The organism is Photobacterium gaetbulicola (genome assembly GCF_003025515.1).
Lineage (GTDB): Bacteria > Pseudomonadota > Gammaproteobacteria > Enterobacterales > Vibrionaceae > Photobacterium > Photobacterium gaetbulicola.
The window spans coordinates 91,012-113,481 of the sequence record NZ_PYME01000018.1; the positions used below are offsets into that span (position 1 = coordinate 91,012).

Consider the following 22,470-nt stretch of genomic DNA (forward strand, 5'->3'; position numbering starts at 1 on the left):
TAGATTATTCTGCTGGTGGGATTGCTGGCAAAATGTATTCAGGTACAAATTGCAGCGGTACGCGCCGTTGTTGACCGGTATTGCTGCTAGTGACGGCGACGATAAGATCCAAGTCGGGGTTCACGAAAATAAACTGGCCACGAGCACCTCGCGCCGAAATGGTTGTTAGCTCTTGTCCGTTCAGGCGGAAGTTCTGGGTCCACCAGTAATAGCCGTAGTTGCCGTTTTGGGTTTTTGGGGTTGTCGCGTTGTGTAGCCATTTCCTGGTAAGTAACCGCTTACCATCAAACAGTCCTTCGTTTAGCACCAACATGCCGAACTTGATCATGTCGCGCGAAGTCATATGCAGTCCTGAGCTGGCTTTGGTCAGGCCACAGGCTGATTTTTCCCAATAGGCGTGTTCAATCTCCATCGGGGTAAAAAAGTGTTGTTCGGTAAAGGCGGCAAGATCTTTTCCCGTAGCGTTGAAGAGCACATGGTTGAGGATATCGGTATCGGCCCCCTGGTATTTAAAGTGCGCTCCCGGCTCAACATCGTCGCTTAATGAGAGATACAACTGGGCATGGTTGTCGACGGTGATCGGTAGTTGGTTTTCTGGACGGTTAGGTATTGAGATACCCGATTGCATGCTGAGCAAGTCATGCAGGGTAATTTCTTTGCTACCGCGGGCAAGGGGGGCTGTCTCTATATTGGGTAGGTATTTGATCGCGGGGTCGTCCACACTGTCGATAAAGCCAAGTTCAATAGCTTTACCGATGGCATTGGACAGCATATTTTTGGTGATCGAAAACATGAAGTGTGGTTTATCTATTGCCCCGTCATACCAGTAATCTTCCGAGATGAGCTTGCCTTTGTGGTGAATCAGCAGGCTGTCTATTTGACCATAATGTCCGGCGGCGATACCTTGGCGCAGCTGGTTGATTAATTGGCTATCAAGCCCCGTATCATGGAGGTCGGCCGTCGCGATGCCGTCGCTGCGGGAGACGGGAGTGCGGTAGCTGCCGTTATTCTCCCGTGTTGATATGCCAGCGACTGTTGGCTGCTCGAACGTTGTCGAAACATGATTCAGGGTGACCACCTCATCACTGAGCCCGTCCTGGGCGCTAGCGGGCTCCGCCACGGTGAGTAACCCAGCGGCCAATACTGCATAGGCTCCGATTAATATTCGGATCAGGTGTTGGCTAGGCTGCATGGGTAATGCTCTCCATGGCGGTGTCTTCCTGTTCTGTTTGCTGCGGCTCGGTGCCTATTTGAAAAAGCGCCTTTATATCTTCAAGGGCATGGTATAAACACGGCAGTAGTACCAGGGTGATCAGGGTGGCAAACAGAATGCCGAACCCCAGTGATATCGCCATCGGGATCATCAACTGGGCCTGATTGGAGGTTTCCAAGATCATTGGTGCAAGGCCGCCAAAGGTCGTCAGGGTGGTCAGTATGATGGGTCTAAAACGCCGTGCACTGCCGTTGATAATGGCCTCGAGAAGCGGCTTGCCTGCCTCGCGGTTACGGTTAACTTCAGTTACCAGGATCAGGCTGTCGTTGATCACCACCCCGCTAAGGGCAAGAATACCTAGCAGGCTCACCACACTGAGGACATAGCCAAGCAGGACGTGGCCGAGCACTGCGCCAATCAAACCAAACGGGATAATGGTCATGATGATCAGAGGCTGGGTATAGCTCTTAAACGGGATCGCCAGCAGGCAGTACAGTGCCAGCATTACCAGCGCCCCGTTGACGGCCAAACTTTCCAGACTCTCTTTTTGTTCGGCTTGATCGCCCCGAAAACCAATATCCAGACCTGGATACTTTTCTTCCAGTACCGGCAGCACGTCACGACGCAAGGTTTGGGTCAGGGTCATGGCCTCCGACGAGGGGGTAATATCGGCACTGACGCTGATCCGTCGCTGCCCATCACGACGGTGAATTGCCGAAGCAGAATATTCTCGGTACACATCTGCGATTTGTGATAACGGAAGAAACTGGTTGCCGACTTTGATCGGCAGTTGTTCAAGGTGATAAACACTGGCACGTTGCCAGTCGGGCAGTTGTACCTTGACGTCGACTTCATCGCTGCCGCGTTGTTGGCGGATCGCTCTTACACCACTGAAGGCATGGCGGATCTGGCGGATCAAGCTCTGCTCAGTCAGTCCCATACTCTTGCCTTCCGGGCGCAGGGCGAGGCGGATCTGTTGGCTACCTGACATAAAGCTGTTTTCAATATCCACGATGCCCGCATAGTTGCTGAGGATTTCACTGAGCTCCTCACTGGCCGCGCGCAGCGCATGATTGTTACGGTGGGTGAGCTCCAAGGTGACCCCGGCAACATCGGCTCCTGGGCCATTGCCGGTGGCGGAAAAACGCACCGCATTGGCCGCAGGTACCTCGCCCGTTAGCTGTCGCCACTGGGCTGATACCTGACGGGTGCTGAGCGCACGATTTTCGCCCGGCTGCAGGAAGATCCGCGTCATCACCACATATTCGCCATCTCGGCTCCAGATCCGGCTCGAGATCCCTTTTGCCAGGACCTTGCCGCCGTTTTCCGCGACCACCTGTTTAGCGGCGTTTTCGAGTTGCCCTCGAACCATCTCGGCTTCTTCTGCGGAGCTGCCGACGGGCATAAAGGCACGGGCGACAGAAAACTCAGCCTCCACCCTTGGCATGGTAGTGAAGCCCATGTGGCCGCCCGAGATATAGGCAATGGCGCTGATCAACATGGCAAACCCCGTCGCGACCACGATATAGCGACCGGCGAGCAGGCGCTGCAGGGTCGGTTTGTAGATATGCCGAATGAACCACTGCAGGCCGCCGTCTACCTTGTGTTGCACCGCGTTAAAAGGTCGCGTCCAGCGTGGCGGTTGACGATAGTCTATGTGGGCGACGTGTGCGGGGAGAATAAACAGCGCCTCAACCCATGAGATGATGAACACGGCCCCTACCACAAGGGGGATCACCTTAAAGGTCAGCCCTAGCGTACCGGGCAAAAACCAGATGGGGATGAAGGCAACGATATTTGTCAGGATACTGAAGGTGAGCGGGGTGGCGATATCCCTTGCACCTTCAATCGCGGCGTCGGTAAAGCGCATCCCCTGGCTCATTTTCTCATGGATGTTCTCCCCCGCGATGATGGCGTCATCGACCACGATTCCAAGGGCGATAATAAAGGCAAACATGGAGATCATGTTGATCGAGACATCCATGCTCGGTAGGAACAACACAGCGCCCAGAAAGGCGGTTGGGATCCCCACCGTGACCCAGAAAGCCAGCCGCACATCGAGAAACAGCGCCAGCACCAGCAATACTAGCAGCAGGCCGCTGAAGGCATTCTTCAGCAACAGCGACATGCGTTGCTGGTAGATAACCGCATCGTCATCTACCACCTCCAGCGATATACCGGGCTGCAGGCTGGATTCAAGTTCCGGCATCAGGGCGTATACCGACTCGGAGATAGACACTGGGGTCTGATCGGCAATGCGATAGATACGGATGCTGGCCGAGGGGTAGCCGTTATAGAAATTGCGGTTGTGTCGGTTGGAAAAGCCATCGCGAATGGTGGCGATATCTTCCAAATATAGTTTGCTGCCCGTCGGGGTTTGCATAACGACAATATCGCTGAAATCTTTGGCCCAGCCGCGACTTTCGTCGATTTGCAACAGGATGTCACCGCCGGCGGTTTCTAGTCGGCCTCCCGACTGGTTGATGGCGTGGCGGCTGATGCTGTTGGCAATGTCATCGAGTCCTAGGCCATATTGTTGCAGGGTGAGGGTATCGACCTGGATCTGGACCTCGTATTTGGAGAACCCGCCGATCTCGACTTGGGTGAGTCCTGGCGAGCTCAATAGGATGTTGCGGATCTCGGTGCTGGTTTCCTTTAGGGCGATGAGATCGACATCGCCGTACAGAACCAACTCGAAGGATTGATCGCGGGTTTCATTGCGAAAGATCCGTGGCTTTTCAGCCCCTGCCGGTAAGGGGGCGCGGTTGACGGCGCTCTCGACTTCACGCAGAACCCGGTCGGCATCGACGCCGTTCATCAGCTCGGCGGTGATATTGGTTCCCGCTGAGTTCGCCCAGCCGTGGATCTCCTTGATCCCCTCGATACCGTTTATCGCGTTTTCGATCGGTAGGGTGACTCCCTGCTCCATCTCTGCCGGTGTGGAGCCGGGATAATGCACCCAGATCCGGATTGAGTTGTGCTGATAGTTGGGGTAGACCTCTTTTTTGATCTGCCAAGCCATCAACAGGCCGCCAATGATAAAGAACAGCATCAGCAGGTTGGGGGTGACGCCATTGCCCGCCATCCAGGCGATGGCTCCGCGACGGTTTTTCATCAGCTTGGCTCTCCTTGCTTGCCTACCTCGTGCTGGGTAGCCGGTGTGCTGTCGGCAGTTGACAGGTCAAATTCGAGCGGGACTTGCCTAACATCCAGGCTGATCCCTTCAACAGCGCCCGGTAACGGGGTAGTGATCAGCTGATCGCCGCTATCAAGCCCCTCATCAATTAGCACATAATCCTGGGTACGAAAGGTAACTGAAACTGGCTGGGCGACAAGGGTGCCGTCTTCTGCCATCAGCCAGACAAATTTTTCCTGTTGCAGGTGGCGCCGGGCTATCCGTGCGACGTTGTCGAATGGGTTGGTGTCGATCTCTGCTTGTAAAAAGGCGTTAAGCAGCACCTTTGGCTTGCCGCTGTTTTGTGGTTGCATTGCCAGCGGGTCTTGGATTTCAACCAGCAGGTTGGCCAGCTTAACCTTGTTGTCGAGGGTCGGTAGCAGGCTGACCACACACCCCTGACGGCTTGCTCGCCCCCCCCATTCATGAGGATTGCGAATGGTGACGGCAGAGCCGATGCATTGTCCTTGTGAGTCTGCTGCGCGGCCATTGTCGGGTACGGTGATCCATTGCAGCTGGTGGGCCGGGACACTGACCCGCAGCCAGAAGGTATCGGTGGCCACCAGTTCGGCGATCGATGAGTTATCTCGAAGCAAACTGCCTTTGGCGACATCCAACGAGACGATTTGCGCATCAAACGGTGCGGTAATGTGAGTACGTTCATAATTGAGTTCTGCGCGCTGCAGAGCGGCTTGACTGCGGGCGATATCGGCTTCGATTTGAGCCAAATGAGGGCCGCGCAGCACCAAATCAAGGTCGTCATCGGCCAATGACTGCCCTGAGAGTGCATATTCCAATTCGGCTGCCCGGCGGCGGCCATACTCGACCTGATACAGTGCTTGGTGGCGTGCCAGGGTTGCCTGCGCCTCTTTTACGGCCAGGGCATGGTCGCGAAGGTCAATATTCAGTAGGGTTTCACCGGCTTTGACATAGCCGCCGGGCACCAGATCTTCAGCCATGTTGGTGACCAGGCCGCGTAGTTGCGAGCGGAGGCTGATCGTCCGCTTTGGCTCGACCGAGCCTTGAACGACGATCTGCGGGATGTCACGGCTAAGCCTGATAGGTTCGACATCAACAGTACGGCTTGGCGGCTGACCTGGCCGTGATGGGCGGTGAGGCTTGCCTTGCATAAACTGATGACTGGCATAGAGCCCGCCGGCGATGATCAGGCAGGGCAGTAACAGTTTGAGTGCTGTCGCCAGTTTTGTTCGGGATGTTGATGTTTGCGTTGGGCTGGTCATGTTCAGGATTCCGTCCTGTATGGCAATGTGATTTCCCCATTGTCAGACACTGCAATGAGGCCGCCTCCTAATGACTGATAGGTGGCGATACGGCGTAGGAAAAGTTGGCGCTGCGCCCTGAGTGTCTGCTGCTGGAGGGTAAACAGCTTCTCTTGGGCATTGAGTACATCCAAGTACCCCTGCATTCCACGGCTGTAGCGAATTGATTCTACATCGAGGATGTTGTTGGCCTGTCGGGTTTGACGGCGCAATGAGTCGAGTTGTTCTTGCTGGCTCAGTTCACTAAGAATGTTGGTTTCTACCTCTTCAATAGCACTGAGTACTCCTTGGGTATAGTTATAGAAGGCCTGCGTAGAGGATGCTTCGGCGACCTTTTGTTCGGCTTCCAGTTTCCCGGCATTAAACAGTGGGATATTGAGCTGAGCGCCAAGATTGAGCTGCCAAAGTTCAAATGCATTAGACCAGTCACTGCTCGCGGCGGAGCTGGTGATGGATATGTTTGGTAGCCGAGCCGCAGCAGCAGCAGAAACATCTTGCTGGCTCGACGCGTATTGATACCAGAGAGCCCTTACATCAGGTCTTTTCTCTAGCAGCGCGGCAGGAAGGCCGGTATCAGGCAGCGGTGGCAAAGCCGGGAATGATGAGTATGCCCAATCGACAGCGGCCGTTGGCGAGCGTCCGAGCAAGACATTCATCTGTCTTTCGATGATCTGCAAATTCTTACGGGCTTGTTTCTCTTGCGCTTCCAAGTTCTCTAAGAGCTGCTCCTGGCGCCATAAGGCACTAATACTGCCTTGGCCGGTGCGGTAACGGTGGCCGGTGATCTCGGCGATAATTTTGGTATTGCTAATTTGTTTTTCGAGTATGGCCAGAGATTGGTGTTGTTCAATCAGTTGATACCAGCGCCTCGCGATGTCCCCGGCAAGGGTTTGCGCGGCAGCCTGCAACTGCTCTTCACTGGCCAAGAAGCTGAAATAGGCCGCAGATGCCCTGGCGTGGTTCTTGCCCCATAAGTCGAGCTCCCAGCTGGCGTTTAGCCTCAGATTTTCCGTTGTTTCTTGTGTGATATCGCCGTTGATGGAGCCCCTTTCTCGGCGGACATTGCTGCCAGCCACACCGTTTACCGTAGGGTAGCGGCTGGCGTTTCTGACATCGGCCGTGGCAGCCGCCCTCTGTACGCGGGCGACACTCGATTGCAGGCTGAAGTTTGATTTAAGTGCTGTGCTGACAAGCTGATCGAGCTGAGCATCGTTAAATTCTTTCCACCAGAATTCATCCGATTCCATGTTACCGGATATGCTAAAGGAAGGAGCAATAGCAGATGCTATATCGGTGTGTTCCTGAGGCGTTTGAACACAGCCGTTTAACAGCAACGCTATTGTCGAGGTGCGGAGAAATAGTATTGCTCGTGAACTTGAAGGCATGATCAGGCTCCCACAAACCTTATCGGGTGGTTATTAGGTATTAAATATTGTTGGATACCGCTAATAATCCATTAGGCGGCACAGTATCGCTTTATTAGTTCATTCGCTGGTTAAATTCTTTTACATTTACTCTTTCACCATCGCTAAAACCATTATTGCGGTTGGTTGGTTTGTGGCTCAATTTATTTATTGGCAAGGTTGCTTCCCAGGCATCAAATTTATCTTTTAGCGCTTGGGCAATATTAGGCTCATCGATGACACGGTCATGCCATTCACCAGGGTCATTAGCCATATCGAATAGCTGAATTGTTGCCGGGCCATTGTCATCATTGACGGTGAGCTTCCAGTTTCCATCGCGGATGGCGTAGTCATTGTCCCGGCGCCAGTATAGGGTTTGGTGTGGTTCACCATCTTTTTCTCCCAATAAATAAGGGAAAAGGTCAACGCCATCAAAGGGGATTGCTGCAGCAGTAGTTGTTTCTATTTCATTAATGCCAAAACGGGCGGCAATGGTCGGGAATATATCTAGCGAGCTAACCATAGGCTCATATTTCATTCCCGGTTTTATCTGGGCAGGGTAATGAATAATAAATGGAACACGGATACCGCCTTCATAAGTATCCCCTTTAAAACCATTAAATGGCCCAGGGCTAGACATGGTTGTTTCCCCCCGCTTTTTCTTCCGAGGTTCTTCAAAACCCTGTCCGGAAGGCGTGCCGTTATCACTCATGAAAAAGACCAGCGTGTCTTTATCAAGCTGGTGGGATTTCAGGGTATCCATGATAGCGCCAATGCCGTCATCCAAGACTAATGTTTGTGCGGCGAAGAAACGCCGCTCTTCATGGTGGACGTCGAGATGGTCCAATCGCTCTATATACCCATCCGGTACCTGCCATGGGTGGTGAACGGCAAAATGGGCGACGTGCAGGAAGAACGGCTTGTCAGCATTGTTTTCAATAAACGCCACGGCTTCGTCGGTAAATAGCTCGGTCAGGTAGCCATTGCTTTCTTGGATGGGCGGCTCTGTTGCCGTGTTGCGATAAAGCGGGGATAACCAGGGCTTGCCCCCTTCCACGGCATCAGAAAACATGTAGTTGTGCGAGCCGCCATGGAAACCATAGAAGAAGTCCGCCCCACGTTCATTCGGCCTGCCGGTGGGCTCGCCCATGTGCCATTTACCGATGACGCCGGTGGTGTAACCCAAGTCCTGCATCATTTCCATCATCAGAGGCTGACTGCGCGGAATATGGTTTTGGGCAAAGTTGCCATAAATGCCGAAACGCTGCTGGTATACCCCTGTCAGCAAACCGGCCCGGGACGGGCCGCATACTGAAGCGCTGACATAAGCTTGCGGAAAATGGACACCACCTGCGGCCAACGCATCAATATTGGGGGTGTGGATATCATCGAAGCCATGGTAGCCGACATCTCCCCAGCCCTGATCGTCGGTATAGATAACAATGATATTTGGCTGGCTTGCCAAGTTGTCCCGAGGCGGTTCGATCTCCTGGGCATTCACGGTGGAGCCAGAATAGAGTAAGCCAGCAATCGCAAAAGCTAATGAGGATTTTTTTCCTTTTCCAAACATAGTGACCTTCATTGAATACTGCCCCGTTTACTTAATTTTTCGTTGAGTAACTTAAACAATCTGGCAGCAGCGCTTGACCTTCTTGCCGCTTCCACACGGGCAAGGGGAGTTACGGCCACCGGTAAAAGTGTTAGCGACCATTTTCCTCTGCAGGTCGAGATAGATAATGTCTGAAGCCGGGCGGCCACGCATGAGTAGGTCGCGCATCTGCTTCATCTTTGCCTCGGTGTGAGAAAAGAAGGCATAGTAGCCGGCACAGAAATAGCTGTGTCCCTCTTGTCCTGCTTCAGAGCGGGAGAAACGGTGTTTAGGGCATCCCCCGTGGCACTGCATGCGGTAAGGGCAGCGGCGGCATTGCAGGGTGAGTTTGTCTTTCTTATCCATACCAAACTGGACGGCCTTGTCGGTCTGGTTCAGAGCCTGGATTGAGGCGCTGTGAATATTGCCAAGCTTGTGCTCTGGATACACAAAGTGGTCACAGTTATACATGTCGCCGTTGGACTCAAGAATAAAGGCATGGCCACAGGTTTCTGACTGAACACAAATGCCCGATGGCTCGTTGCACCATGTCGCTAGGGTTGAGTCGAAGGTGTTGACATAAATACGACCGACATCTTTTTTGACCCAACGGTCGAAGACGCGGTTGAGGAACTCACCATAGGCCAGTGACGGTACCGACCATTCGGTAACATCGGCCTCGGCCTGGTATTCTGGGCTAACAAGGAACAGCCCTTCATCTGTTTCCTGCTTGGCTGTACGCTCAACAATTGGAATAAACTGCAAGAAGGTGGAGCCAATGCCGACCAAGAAATCGTAAACCTCTTCAGGGTACTTCACGTTCTCGCTGTTGAGCACAGTCAAGGTGTTGAAATCGACACCGTGCTTTTTCATCTTGGTGATGGCTGCCATCACCTTTTCATGGCTTGCCTTGCCGGCACGAGTTACACGGAAATGGTCGTGCAGGTGGGCAGGGCCATCGATGGAGATACCAATCAGGAAATTATGCTGTTTGAAAAACTGGCACCACTCGTCATCAACAAGCAGGCCATTGGTTTGGAACGCATTGGTAATTCGGTGGTGTTTCTTGTACTTGTGCTGCAGCTCCACGGCTTTGCGGAAGAAGTCGAGCCCCATAAGGGTTGGCTCGCCGCCTTGCCAGGAGAACTCGATCGATTCGTTGCCGCTGTTAGCATCAATATATTGCTCTATGTAGGCCTCAAGCGTTTCATCTGACATTTGCCAGCGGCTTTTTCGCTCTGGGTAAAGGTTCTCTTTTTCTAGGTAAAAACAGTAAGTGCAGTCAAGGTTGCATACAGAGCTGCTTGGTTTCGCCATAACATGGCATGGTTTGAACGTAGACATTGCTTACCTTTATAACGTTATTGGCATAGGTTGAGGGTTAAGCTTGCACTTGGCGTCGCATCCTTGACAGTGTTTGTATGCGAAACATCAATCTATGGTTGGCTATCAATGAAAGCGTTTATGTTTTGTTTCTGTATAAACGTTTCGAGTTAATTAAAGATTACCTTAAAGCCTGTAGTGCCTCAATTTATGCGTGGTTTGCATGTCTGGTAATGTGAGCTAAATCTACTATGTAGTCGAAATGATAAAAGTGGGTAAAAAAAGACAGCGCCTTGGCGCTGTCTGAACGGTGGTTACAAGCTGTTGAGGTTTCGCCAGTTCGTTTCCACCGGGAACATGCCACGGTTCCACCCCCACAGTGCCGGCGTGTTCTCCGCATCCCAGGCTTCCCACGCGGCCTTTAGGCGCTCAACCTGTTCCGGGTGCTTGTCGGCCAGATCAACAGACTCCGAGATATCGTTGCTGATGTTAAACAGCTGATAAGTCTTACGCTTGGCTCGCAGGTTAGGGACTACCAGCTTCCAGTCGTGGTCGCGGATTGCAGCGGCTAGAGTGGTATTCCAGTACAGGAAGCGATTCTCCAGCTGCTTTTCTTTCCCGGTAAACAGCGGAAGCAGATCGACACCGTCCAATTGCCAGTCAGCCTTCACTTCAATACCGGCAGCGGCAGCCATAGTCGGCAGGATATCAAGTGAGATAACAGGCTCGTCGATGGTCTGTCCCGCAGGAATGGTGCCAGGCCAGGATACGGTAAACGGTACCCGGATCCCGCCGTCCCACAGGGTGCCTTTTTCAGCGCGCAGAGGGAGGTTATAGGATGCATTGCCTTTGGGCTTTCCGCCATTGTCTGACAGGAAGAAGACAATGGTATTCTCGGTTAATTCTTGCTCGTCGAGCGCATCCATAATACGGCCAACGTTACGGTCAAGGTTGTAGTTCATTGCCAGTAGCTTGCGGCGCTTCTCATCCTCGACATGAGCATAGCGCTCCAGATCTTCGTCTGTCGCCTGCAGTGGACCGTGCACGCCATTGAATGGCACATAAAGGAAGAAAGGGGCGTCTTTATGGCGCTTGATAAAGCTGATGGCCTCGGTGCCGAAACGGTCGGTCAGGTACTCATCGAAATTATCATCGAGCTCATCGTTGCGGTACATTGAAGAGAAAGGCTTTTGCGCTGCGCGCTCTTTGTTGACAGGGCCTATAAAGTAGTTGGCAGCACCGTTGTTGAAGCCGTAGAACTCATCGAATCCGCGGTGGTGGGGCCAGAATTTACGTTGTTTGCCGTCATGGTGCTTGCCGACCATACCGGTGACATAACCTGCTTGCTGGAAGTAGTAACCGAAATTGTTGTTCAGCATATCATCCGGTGTACCCTGGACGATACCTTTCTCACGCACAAATGGGCCGGTGTTGTTGTGGAAGCCGAAGCGCTGCTGGTAGCGTCCCGATGTAATGCCAGCGCGCGATGGGCCGCATACCGGCGCGGTGACATAACCTGATGTCAGTGCTACACCACTGGCTGCCAGGCGGTCGATATTCGGGGTTTCGACATCCTTGCTTGAATTGTGGTAGCCCACATCGGCATAGCCTAAGTCATCGGCGAACAGAATAACCACATTGGGTTGTGCTTGCGACTGCTCGTTGGATTGGGCGAAGGCAGCTCCGCTCCCCAGGGCTGCCAACACCGTCATGCTTACGGCTGTTTTCTTAAAAATATTTTTCATTCTTATTTTCCTCGTAGGTCAGAGGTTTACAGCCCTTTGCTTAGTTGCGTCCGCGCCAGCCATTGGCATGCGGGAATAGCTGACGGTTCCATCCCCACTTCGGCTCTTGGTTGTCGGCATCCCAGCGTTCAAGTTCTGCTAGCAGGCGTGCGACCTGTTCAGGGTGCTTGTGGGCAATGTCGTTCGACTCGCTGATGTCTTCCGAGATCTTGTACAACTGAGGTTTCGGCCTCTTGACCAAGGTATTCGGAATAAACAGTTTCCAGTCGTTGTCGCGGATGGCGCTCGCGTTGATAGTTTTCCAGTACAGGAATCGCTCATCGATATCAGTGACTTCACCCTTAAGTAACGGCAGCAAGTTTTCGCCCTCTAGCTGCCATTCCTCTTGTTGTTCAATACCGGCCATTGCCAGCGTGGTCGGTAAGATATCGAGGGATATCATTGGTGTGTCAATGACTTGTTCAGCAGGGATGGTGCCACGCCAAGTGATGGTTGTTGGTACGCGAATGCCGCCCTCCCAGTAGGTACCCTTCCTACCATTTAACGGCGTATTGACAGACCCATTGTCATCAGGTCGACCACCATTGTCTGACATGAAGATGATCATGGTGTTTTCCATCAAATCATGTTCTTCAAGTTTGTCGACCATTTTGCCGATATTGAGGTCCATGTTGTACGTCATCGCGATCATTTTTCGGCGCAGTTCGTCGTCGATATAGGAGAACTTCTCCAAGTCCTCTTTCTTGGCCTGCATCGGCCCGTGTGAGGCATTGAACGGTACATAAAGGAAGAAAGGTTTATCCTTATGGCGTTCAATAAAGTTGACAGCTTCATCGCCAAAAATGTCAGTCAGGTAGCCATCGAAATCTTCAACCAATTCATCGTTACGGTGGATTGATGAGAACGTTCTTTCTTCAGCATTCATGGTATTAAAACCACTGACAAAATAGTCGGCAGCACCATTATTGAACCCGTAGAACTCGTCCCAGCCACGGTTGTGCGGCCAGTACTCCTTAGCATCACCGTCATGAGACTTACCGATAAAGCCAGTGACATAGCCGGCGTCGCTGAAATAGTTACCAATAGTTTTGGCATTGAGGTCGAGGCCCTGGACGATGCCGGGCTCCTTGATGAATGGAGCGGTATTGTCGTGGTAACCGTAACGCTGCTGGTAGCGGCCTGTCAGCAACCCGGCACGAGAGGGTCCGCAGACGGAAGCTGTTACATAGCCAGCAGAAAAGATGGCACCTTCCGCAGCGATCTTGTCCATATGCGGGGTAACGATATCCTGGCTTTGGTTTTGAAAGCCCATGTCGGCATAGCCGATATCATCGACGAAAATAAACAGGACATTCGGTTGTTGCTGCGTCTCAGTGGCTGGGGTTGGCGTATCAGCAAGCGCCGGTGCGCTCAGTGCAGCCATCATGGCCAACGTGAGACCATGCTTGTTAAACGTGGTGTTCATCGTAATGTTTCCTACAAAACTGGGAAAAAACGGCCATGTGAAATGGCCGTTTATAAATAAAAGGGGAGAAAGTTATTCAGGTGTGTCGGTCGGGTTCATTACCAGCTTGATGTCGCCCAGGCCATAACGGAAACCTTCTAGTGCATCGAACTTAATGCTGTCGTCACTGTGCCTAACTTGTACGTGGGTTTCTAGTTTCTCCACATATTGCAGGGCGTTGAGGCTAACCTGACCGTTTGCGCTGGTAAAGAAGTCGCGTAGCGGGATTGCAATGTCAATAGTTTTGCCTTTATCTGCCTCTGCTGCGGTTAGGTTATATGTTAGAGCCACGCTATTGCCGTATCCACCCGCAGACAAATCTATTGTGTTGTTGCCCGGGCTGTAGAATTGCATGACTAGCTCTAGCTGGCCTTCAGTAGGCATATTGACTGTACCGTTATTGGGAATGACAAACTCTGCCTGTAATTCACCGTTTAGCATATAGTGGCTGAGGTCAAGTCTAGGCTGTGTCATATCCTTGAGGTTAGCGCCGATATCGATGGCAAAGGAGAGGATGCTGCGTCTTTCCGGATCGAATTTTTCATCGTAATAAATGCCACGGGCACGGATGGCATCTTCATCAACACCATTATTCGTAATATTGGCTGCAGCACCACGCGTAATGCGTATATCTTGTGCTTCACCACTTAGTTCCCAAGTTGATCCGACTTTGGTATCACGTAGGATAATCGTTTCTTCATCAGTCAGTACCTTACTGTTGTTGTTGTTGTAACAACCTTGGATATTGACATTTGCTGGAGTGACAGTCACTGAGTTATTGGCCAAACGTGCCTGGCTAAACTCGTACTGAATGGCGCCTGTGGTTTCGATCTCCATGGCCATATCAACAGTTGTGAGGTCTAAGCCATCGTCCATAAAGCAGTTGAGAGGAACGCGGATAAATTGGGCTTGTTCACCAGCAGAAGCGATGACGGCACTGGTAATATCGGCGGAGAATTTCTTGTCGCCGTTAGCCATGCTGAGCAGGACCGGATTTGGATTTGCCGGGTCATCACCTAAATCATAACTTAGCGTTTTAACATAGAATTGAACAGACCCGCCTTGGAATTTTTCAGCATCATAAAAACCGTTAGATTTTGTTATGTCGTAGTCTTGATTAGCCAAGAAACGTAAAGAAGCTTGGTTGTCAGTCACAGTGACGGTTAGGGGGGAGACTTTAGCGAACTCACCCTCGACATTGATATTGCTTGCTGCTGGCAATGCGTTGCCGTCGACCGCTGTTTCCGTTCCGTCTGAATCTACCGCATACATCACATATGGGTTGTTGAACTCTTTAGGATCGTTGTGATAAAGAGGTACTTGCAAACCGAGTTCGTTTGATGCACCACCGCCACCACCGCCACCGGTGTTACCACCGCCGCTGTAGTCGTAGTTATCACTCAAACATCCTGTTAGTGCGACAGCCGAAGTTATTAATAAAGCTAAGGAGGATTTCTTATAAGTCATTGTAGGGAGCCTTTTTCTTAATATTAGGGATACAGATTTAGCCTTTTTTCGAGGCATTGAAGCGGCGCAGATCATCACGGCTTATTACTTTGAATAGGCCTGACTGGTAAGTCGTCCAATATGGCTTGCGCGCTTCACGGAAAGCATCTGTACCGCGGCCGTGTTCTTGGATAAGTTTTGCATTTGCTTTTGCCATATCCGCTTTTAGCTGCTTAATTTTGTCGGCATCACCTTGACTAAGTTCTAAGAAAACTTGCATCTCATGGACTTCGGTGGAGATTCGCTTTTGATCTCTTGGAGCAAGGTCATTGTATGCAAGGGCTTGGCTTGAAATAAGCATTAACAGTGCAGTAGAGCAGGTAGCAATCATTTTTTTCATAGCGGAATCTCCAAGAAAACCTGTGTCATAAAAACGTTTCAACTAAATGTTGAGTGAAACATACATAAGATATTTAAACGGTTCAATCATCAGCCCCTCAACAAGAAAAAAATATTAAGTTTTTTAATGAATTTTGTGATGTAACGCTTGTTAAAGCCTGTTGGTTAACCATTTTTAGTCAGGGGGAAATGGTGAATATGCTCAGGTTTTCATTTTGCGTTCTTTTTGTCCCAAAAATAAACCAATATACAAGTCACTAAAAAGGTGCTGGTGTAAGTTGTTGATTTAAGTGGGTTTTAGTCGTGGGTGTAAAATTTTGCGTGTGATTTGGTTCATATTGTGTGAATTTAAATTGCTCTATAAAATTCATCAATTGGATGCAAAAATCAACAAAATTAGATACTTATAACCTGTTTTTGCTGTTTGTCGTGTTGATTGACTTCCTAGTCGAAACGTTTATCTTTGTTGATATCAATTAGATGATTGAAGATTACGAATTTTGTTACTTATTTAAAAACTTCAGTCATCAATTACAAATACCAGCGAGTTATAATTATCTGATACGTAAGCAGGGTTAAAATGAATAAGAAATTGATATTAAGCATAGGGACATTATTGCTTTCAGGGGGAGCTTGGGCTTCTCAAACAGACTCAGGTTCTTTCCAGATTGATATGGACGGTGATGTCGATACAATTCAAGTGCGTGCAGATTCAAATCCGAATCTAAGACGAACTAACTTTTTTACTGGTCTAAATTATAACGAAGCCGTATTTGAACGCGCGCCAAAACGTAGCAATGTCCGCTTGGTTTATTTAGATGGTTCGACACGAATCAATGAGCACTGGCGTATCAGGCATGTCCTTTCAGAAGCTTGGCTCACTGAAGGTAAAAATCAAGAGCGTACCGACGGTCGCGTTAACTTTACCATTGCCCCTCGCTATGAGCACTGGGTTAGTCCAAAGGTAAGCTGGTTCGCAGAGCCTGTGTATATCCGTGGTGTTGAAGCGTCCAATGGACTTGCAACGCAAGAACTTAAATTAAAACCAGGCGTACAGCTGACCTTTGGCCAGCACTTCATCTCTACCACCGGTGATTACCAGTTTAAGTGGCGTGAGCGATACAACCGTGAAGATAATGATAATTGGCAGGCCTATTCTGCAGATGTCAATTATGTTTACCGATATAGCCCACAATTTAACTTTGGTATTAGTGGAACATACAGCGGAACTGTTGACAACTCTGATTACGAATTTCGTCGCAAGAACTACAATGTGAAACCTTTTGTTCGTTTACGTCACTACTACGATATCACGACTGAGGTTAACACTACATTTGGTCGTGAAGAAAGTGGCCAGCACTGGGTGGGTTATGATTATGCATCCATCAGTATAAACAACAACAAACGAATCACTCGAAATCTTCGTTTCGTTGCTAACGCTCAGTATAAAGAAGGCAAGCGTAATGGACCTCCAGCTGGAGTTACTGACTGGAGTGGTGGTGATAAGGAAGAATTACAATTCCGTGTTGGTTTCAACATCACATTGTAAATGAATTATCAAAAGGGGCTTCGGCCCCTTTTTTTACTGTATTATATTTTTCGGGAAGTATTTGAATTAAATACTTTTCCTAAACTTGTTGTTGGCTGGTTATTTTCAGACTCCTGCTAGCGATAACTTTCCTGAATTATTTTGATACCATTCTTAACCTTTTTAATACATCTATAATTAACGCGTTGCTTATCCATTCCTACCACGAAGAAAGCACCCTTCTAAACGCCCCGGTTGTACGAGAATGCTAGGCTACTCACATTATTAGAAGCATAACCGGTGTAAGATTGTTGAAACGTTTATATTGGTGGTTGGCGCATGTGATTGCATTGGTAGGTAACGATCTGTTGGCTTGTCCGTTGCGCTTGTTTCTCTACTTTGCATCGATCACCATCATCCATTGAAGACAGGTTATAAGTTACGATGAACCTTCGATATTCCAAAATTTTTAAGAATCTTACCATGCTAATGGCGGCATCTTCAGTGATAGCGCCAGTTGCAGTGGCAGAGCCGGTTTCGACTGAGCAGCCCAATATTATCTTTATCTTCTCCGACGATCACGCCAACCGGGCAATCAGTGCCTATGGATCTGATCTGGTGAAAACACCAAATATTGACCGAATTGCTAACGAAGGTGCGATTTTCGAAAACACCTTTGTGGGGAATTCGATATGCCAACCGAGCCGTGCTTCGGTGATGACGGGCAAGCATTCACATAAAAACGGTGTAACCGATAACTCGGCGCGTTGGAACCCGAACCAAGTTGCGTTCCCTAAACTGCTGGAACAAGCGGGTTATGACACAGCGCTAATCGGTAAGTGGCACATGGCTCCGACACCGGTCAATGAGTTCGGTTATTCGATTGTACTCAGTGGTTCAGGGCGACAGGGGACTTACTATCAACCGGAATTCGTTGATCAAAAGGGCAAAAAAACCGTGGTTGAAGGCTACTCGGCCGATGTCATCACAGACATGTCTCTTGACTGGATGAAACAACATGCAGATTCAGACAAACCATTCTTAATTAAGATCCAATACAAAGCACCACACACGCCACGCCGCCCAGCACTGAGGCACTTGACCACATTTAAAGACCATGTATTCCCTGAGCCGGCAACTTTGCATGATGACTACAATACCCGAGGTGACCATGCCCAGCGCGCCTGGATGCAGCTCTACGGCATGGGGCCTGTTGGGATTAATGCATTCCCACCGGCGGCAACAACACCAGAGCGGGCAAAAGTGCGAGAAGACTGGCTGGCCAGTATGAATCCTAGAGAGCGAAAAACGCACGAGCAGTGGATGGAGCGAATGAATCAGGAGCAGCGTGATGCCTGGCATGCTGCTTATGATGACATTAACGTTGAATACTGGGAGATGCAAAAAGATCCTAAGTATGCAAGAAGGAGAGGGAACCTTACCACCGAGCAAAAAGCGGATCGCCTAAGTTACATGTATCAGCGTTTTATGCGTGATTACGCAGCAACGGTGTTGGGTATTGATGAAAACGTCGGCCGCGTGCTGGATTATGTCGATCAGGCAGGTATTGCCGACAATACCATTGTGGTTTATAGCTCGGATCAAAGCTTCTTCATCGGTGAGCACGGTTGGGCCGAAAAACGCTACATGTACGAAGAAGGGATGAAAATGCCGTTCTTGATCCGCTGGCCTGGACACATTGAGGCGGGTCTCCGACCAGACGCGATGATCCAGAATATCGACTTTGCCCCGACTTTCCTTGAGTCTGCCGGTGTCGATATTCCGCAAGAGATGCAGGGCAAGTCCTTTAAAGCTTTGCTTGAGGGTAAGGTGTCTGATGAGCAGTGGCATAAAGAGCGTCCGGCTGTGTACTACCATTACTACATGCATGGTGCCCATAATGTACCAAGACATGATGGGGTCAGAACGGAGCGTTATAAGTTGATTGACTTCTATTCACAAAACGGCGGTAAAGGTGAATTCGAACTTTACGATTTAGAAACTGATCCTTATGAAGTAAATAATGTCTATGCCGATCCAAAGTATGCAGAAGTTCGCGAAATGATGCATGGCCAGTTGAAAGAAGCTCGAAATAACTATGAGGTTCCTGACGATGTATTTGAAGTGCCATATGTGTACATGAACCGTAAAGAACGTCGTGAGCTTGGCCTGATAAAGTAGTAACTATCTGTTTTTAAATGATATAAATTTAGGCCTGCCTTGTTTAAGGGCAGGCCTTTGTTATTTACAAACTGCTACAATTAAATCGCGTGACCTATCGCACAGTCTACCGCCACTCCATTTGAATAAGCTGTCGAAACGTTTATATTTAAAGGCAGAAAATACGTTAGCGTATACCTTTTAAAGATGAAGGAATCGAAATGAAAAAGAAGTTAGCTGCGCTGCTGATTGGTACAATGCTCCTGCCGGGGATGGCATTCGCGCAAACGGCGGCAAATGACACCGTTATCAGTGAAACAGTGAAAAGCGATCAAGAAATTATTGATAGCCTTTACCGTGGTGGTTATGCGTACTGGCAACAACTACGAAATGAGAATGGCACCTATGAAGACAAGCTATTCCTCAACGGTGACCGCAGCTATGTAGGCTCCATTGCCAACTCTGGTATGGGGTTGATTGCGCTAACGATTGGTCATGCTAATGGCTGGGAGCCAGAAGCCGAGCAACTTGCGTTGGTGACACTGCGCAAGCTAGCGGGGCGTGACCCAAATTTCGCGGTACCGCAGAATGCAACCAATACGTTTATTCATTTCTATAATACCAAGACCGGTGAAGCGGTCGGTGATGACTGGAGTCCGGTTGACAGTGCCATCATGATTTATGGTGCGCTGTTTGTTAAAAACTACTTCAGTGAAAATGAAGAAATCGCCGAACTTGCCGACTTCTTGTACCGCAATACTGATTTAACCCAGTATATTGCCGATGTTCGAACTGGTCGTATCTACCTAGCCCAGCATACCGACGGCACGTTTAAAAAGTATCGTACCAAAGCGTTCAATGAATATATGCTTGTTGCCGGTATTGCTAACCAGCAGGCGAAAGATTTAGACAACGCTGTTAATGCGAGTAATGCCAAGAAGTTCTGGGATATTTGGTACGCATCAACAAAATTCCTTCCTGTTGCTGAATATAATGGCATTCCTGTTCTTTCCGAAGGTAAAACATGGTTTACCTCGCAATTTAATTTCTTGTTCAATAATTATTTGATGCATGATTTTTCTAATCATCCAGAGTTTGTTACAGCTCTTGAAAATTCGGCTAAAGCTGACTTCGCATTCTGGCGAGACGTTGATGTTGAAGGGGTTGAGTTAAAAGAATATGAATGGGGGAGTGGTGCAGGCTCTTGTCCAAATGGCTACTGTGTTGACCGGTTCCATTTCGATGGTGATCGCCAGTTCAACCATAACCTAGTGGTTTCACCACATATTTTGGCTGGTTATATTCCATTTAATGATAGGGCGAAAGCCGATTTGATTTCGACTTATCGTGACAACACGATTAATGCTAAACACGAACTTGAAGGTGGCTACGAAATTCTTTGGCGTTATAGCCACGACCAACCTGAGTGGAAAGCTGAGTTTATAGAAGGTGTTGATTTCTCGACGTTTTTGTTCGGTCTTGCGGCAATGCCGGAGCATTTAGGCATGGATTTCTTCAATAAATACAACAACTACTTTGAGTAGTTAACGTCTTCTTTTGTTTCTTAGGGTAATTTCACAGTTTGTATCATTGTTGTTTTCTCCCAGCAGAAATGTTGGGAGTTTTTTTTATTTGAAAATTACCCGAATTAAATATTTACACTTATTTAATATTCAAATCATTTAGAACAATTTATTAAAGGCGTAATTGTCATTAATAAGTAGTACTTAATCCTGATCACATTTTAGGTCGGTTGAATTGACGCATTTAGTCGAAACGTTTATATTTGTGGGGTGAAAAGGACGTAATTCACTCAATGCGATTAACTTGGCAGTTTGGCTTGTTATTTTACTGAGTCGTTTGTGCACGGAAAAGCACATACCGTTGTTTTATCGCTATGCGTAAAGGTAAAAAATAGCTTGATGTTATCAAGTTGTTTAATCTTATATTAGGCAAGGACAATATGAATATTAAACGCTCAACCCTTTCGAAGGGGATTGGCTTATTATTAGCTTCGTCTGCAATGACCAGTGTTGCCGCGGAGCAAGAAAGACCAAACATTCTATTTATTTTTTCTGATGACCATGCCAACCAGGCTATCAGTGCATACAACCCGACTTTAGGTCAAACGCCGAATATTGATCGTATTGCCAATGAAGGGGCAATTTTCGAGCGCGCTTTCGTCACCAACTCTATTTGCCAGCCAAGCCGTGCATCGGTTATGACAGGCAAGCATTCTCATAAGAATGGCGTGCTTGATAACACCTCTCGTTGGAACCCTAATCAAGTTATCTTCCCTAAGATCCTTGAACAGAACGGCTATGATACGGCTCTGATTGGTAAGTGGCACATGCACCCGACACCGGTTAAAGAGTTTGGCTATTCACTAGTGCTTAACGGTGCGGGTGGCCAGGGTACTTACTACAACCCAGAGTTTATTGACCAAGAAGGCAAAACTCGCGTTATCGAGGGTTACTCGACGGATCTGATTACGGACATGTCACTGGAATGGCTTGAAGAGTCTTGGGATGAAGATAAGCCCTTCTTGCTGAAAGTTCAGTACAAAGCGCCACATACTCCACGTCGCCCGCCACCACGACACATGGCAACTTTCATGGATCACAACTTTCCGATCCCTGATACGCTGTTTGACGATTACAAAACCCGCGGTGAGCATGCTGAGAATGCGTGGATGCAGCTATACGGCATGACACCAGTCGGTATCAATGCTTTCCCACCGGCACCGACAACCCCTGAGAAAGCACGTATTCGCGAAGAGTGGATCAAAAGCATGGATGGCGACCAACGCTGGCATTTTGACCAGTGGATGAACCGCCTGACTGACGAACAGAAAGCGGCATTCCATGAAGCGTACGATGACGTCAACGTCGATTACTGGGAGAAGATGAAAGATCCGATGTACAAGCGTCGTTGGGGCAATGTGCCGCGTGATCTGAAAGTTGCCCGTACTGAGTACATGTACCAGCGTTTCATGCGTGACTACATGGGGACGGTGATGACCATCGATGAAAACGTTGGCCGTATCCTTGATTACCTAGATGAAAGTGGTCTGGCAGACAATACCATTGTTGTTTATAGCTCGGATCAGAGCTTCTTCATTGGTGAGCATGGTTGGGCTGAGAAGCGCTACATGTATGAAGAAGGCTTCAAGATGCCATTTATGATCCGCTGGCCGGGACAGATTGCACCTAATCAACGTCCGCAAGCGATGATCCAGAACATGGACTTCGGTCCAACGTTTCTTGATGCTGCAGGGATTTCGACTCCAGAGGAAATGCAGGGTAAGTCATTCCTGAAAGTGCTCAAGGGCCAGACCTCTGATGCCCAGTGGCAGGAAGAACGTCCGGTTGTTTACTACCACTACTACATGGAAGGTGCACACAATGTGCCTCGTCATGATGGCGTGCGTAGCGATCGCTACAAGCTGATTGACTTCTACTCTCAGCATGAAGGCAAAGGTTTCTTCGAATTATATGATTTGGTGAAAGATCCAAACGAAGTGAACAATGTTTACGAAGATCCTGAGTATGCTGAAGTACGAGCCATGATGACCACGGAGCTTGAGAATGCACGTGTGCGTTATGACGTGCCAGAAGATTACTTCGAAGCACCATACCCGTTTATGAACCGTGAGGAGCGTAAAAAGCTGGGCTTTTAATTAGCGGCTTTAAATAAACGCAAAAGA

The 22,470-nt window shown here is 49.2% G+C and carries 14 protein-coding genes; 4 read left to right on the forward strand and 10 right to left on the reverse strand.

From position 1 onward, the window contains the following. Positions 1-4: 4 nt before the first annotated feature. The 10 genes from C9J03_RS16400 to C9J03_RS16445 all read right to left on the reverse strand — a co-directional run bounded on the left by C9J03_RS16400 (position 5) and on the right by C9J03_RS16445 (position 15,077). Positions 5-1,192, reverse strand: a complete 1,188-nt coding sequence (locus tag C9J03_RS16400; protein ID WP_044620621.1) for a serine hydrolase domain-containing protein — start codon at positions 1,190-1,192, stop codon at positions 5-7. Then, positions 1,182-4,328 (reverse strand): efflux RND transporter permease subunit, encoded by a 3,147-nt coding sequence (locus C9J03_RS16405; protein WP_044620622.1) that lies wholly within the window; start codon positions 4,326-4,328, stop codon positions 1,182-1,184. The genes C9J03_RS16400 and C9J03_RS16405 overlap by 11 nt, the downstream gene beginning before the upstream one ends. Beyond that, a complete protein-coding gene (locus C9J03_RS16410; protein WP_044620623.1) occupies positions 4,328-5,629 on the reverse strand; it encodes an efflux RND transporter periplasmic adaptor subunit in 1,302 nt (433 codons plus the stop codon). Before C9J03_RS16410 ends, C9J03_RS16405 begins: the two co-directional genes overlap by 1 nt. Before the next feature lie 2 nt (positions 5,630-5,631). Next, positions 5,632-7,053 carry an efflux transporter outer membrane subunit gene (locus C9J03_RS16415; protein WP_082060431.1) on the reverse strand — a complete coding sequence of 474 codons (1,422 nt, stop codon included), beginning with the start codon at positions 7,051-7,053 and terminating at the stop codon, positions 5,632-5,634. Between the two features lie 94 nt (positions 7,054-7,147). After that, on the reverse strand, positions 7,148-8,641 hold the full coding sequence (locus C9J03_RS16420; RefSeq protein ID WP_044620625.1) for a sulfatase family protein: 1,494 nt from the start codon (positions 8,639-8,641) through the stop codon (positions 7,148-7,150). Positions 8,642-8,692: 51 nt separating this feature from the next. Further along, positions 8,693-10,003 carry an anaerobic sulfatase maturase gene (locus tag C9J03_RS16425; RefSeq protein WP_044620626.1) on the reverse strand — a complete coding sequence of 437 codons (1,311 nt, stop codon included), beginning with the start codon at positions 10,001-10,003 and terminating at the stop codon, positions 8,693-8,695. 293 nt (positions 10,004-10,296) lie between these two features. After that, entirely contained in the window at positions 10,297-11,727 is a 1,431-nt protein-coding gene (locus C9J03_RS16430) for a sulfatase (protein WP_044620627.1), read from the reverse strand. Positions 11,728-11,767: 40 nt separating this feature from the next. Then, entirely contained in the window at positions 11,768-13,192 is a 1,425-nt protein-coding gene (locus C9J03_RS16435) for a sulfatase-like hydrolase/transferase (protein WP_052829563.1), read from the reverse strand. 72 nt (positions 13,193-13,264) lie between these two features. Then, the gene (locus C9J03_RS16440; RefSeq protein WP_044620628.1) at positions 13,265-14,635 is read right to left on the reverse strand and encodes a putative glycoside hydrolase; all 1,371 of its coding nucleotides are present in this window, start codon (positions 14,633-14,635) and stop codon (positions 13,265-13,267) included. Between the two features lie 100 nt (positions 14,636-14,735). Then, on the reverse strand, positions 14,736-15,077 hold the full coding sequence (locus tag C9J03_RS16445; RefSeq protein WP_044620629.1) for a hypothetical protein: 342 nt from the start codon (positions 15,075-15,077) through the stop codon (positions 14,736-14,738). A gap of 579 nt (positions 15,078-15,656) precedes the next feature. On the opposite strand from C9J03_RS16445, the gene C9J03_RS16450 reads away from it, so the two are divergent. From C9J03_RS16450 to C9J03_RS16465, 4 genes are all read left to right on the forward strand, one after another. After that, on the forward strand, positions 15,657-16,625 hold the full coding sequence (locus C9J03_RS16450; RefSeq protein ID WP_044620630.1) for a hypothetical protein: 969 nt from the start codon (positions 15,657-15,659) through the stop codon (positions 16,623-16,625). 462 nt (positions 16,626-17,087) lie between these two features. Then, positions 17,088-18,785 carry a sulfatase family protein gene (locus C9J03_RS16455; RefSeq protein ID WP_044620631.1) on the forward strand — a complete coding sequence of 566 codons (1,698 nt, stop codon included), beginning with the start codon at positions 17,088-17,090 and terminating at the stop codon, positions 18,783-18,785. A gap of 200 nt (positions 18,786-18,985) precedes the next feature. Continuing rightward, complete coding sequence (locus tag C9J03_RS16460; protein WP_044620632.1) at positions 18,986-20,308, forward strand: hypothetical protein; 1,323 nt, start codon at positions 18,986-18,988, stop codon at positions 20,306-20,308. Positions 20,309-20,727: 419 nt separating this feature from the next. Then, a complete protein-coding gene (locus C9J03_RS16465; RefSeq protein WP_044620633.1) occupies positions 20,728-22,443 on the forward strand; it encodes a sulfatase family protein in 1,716 nt (571 codons plus the stop codon). Positions 22,444-22,470 lie beyond the last annotated feature (27 nt).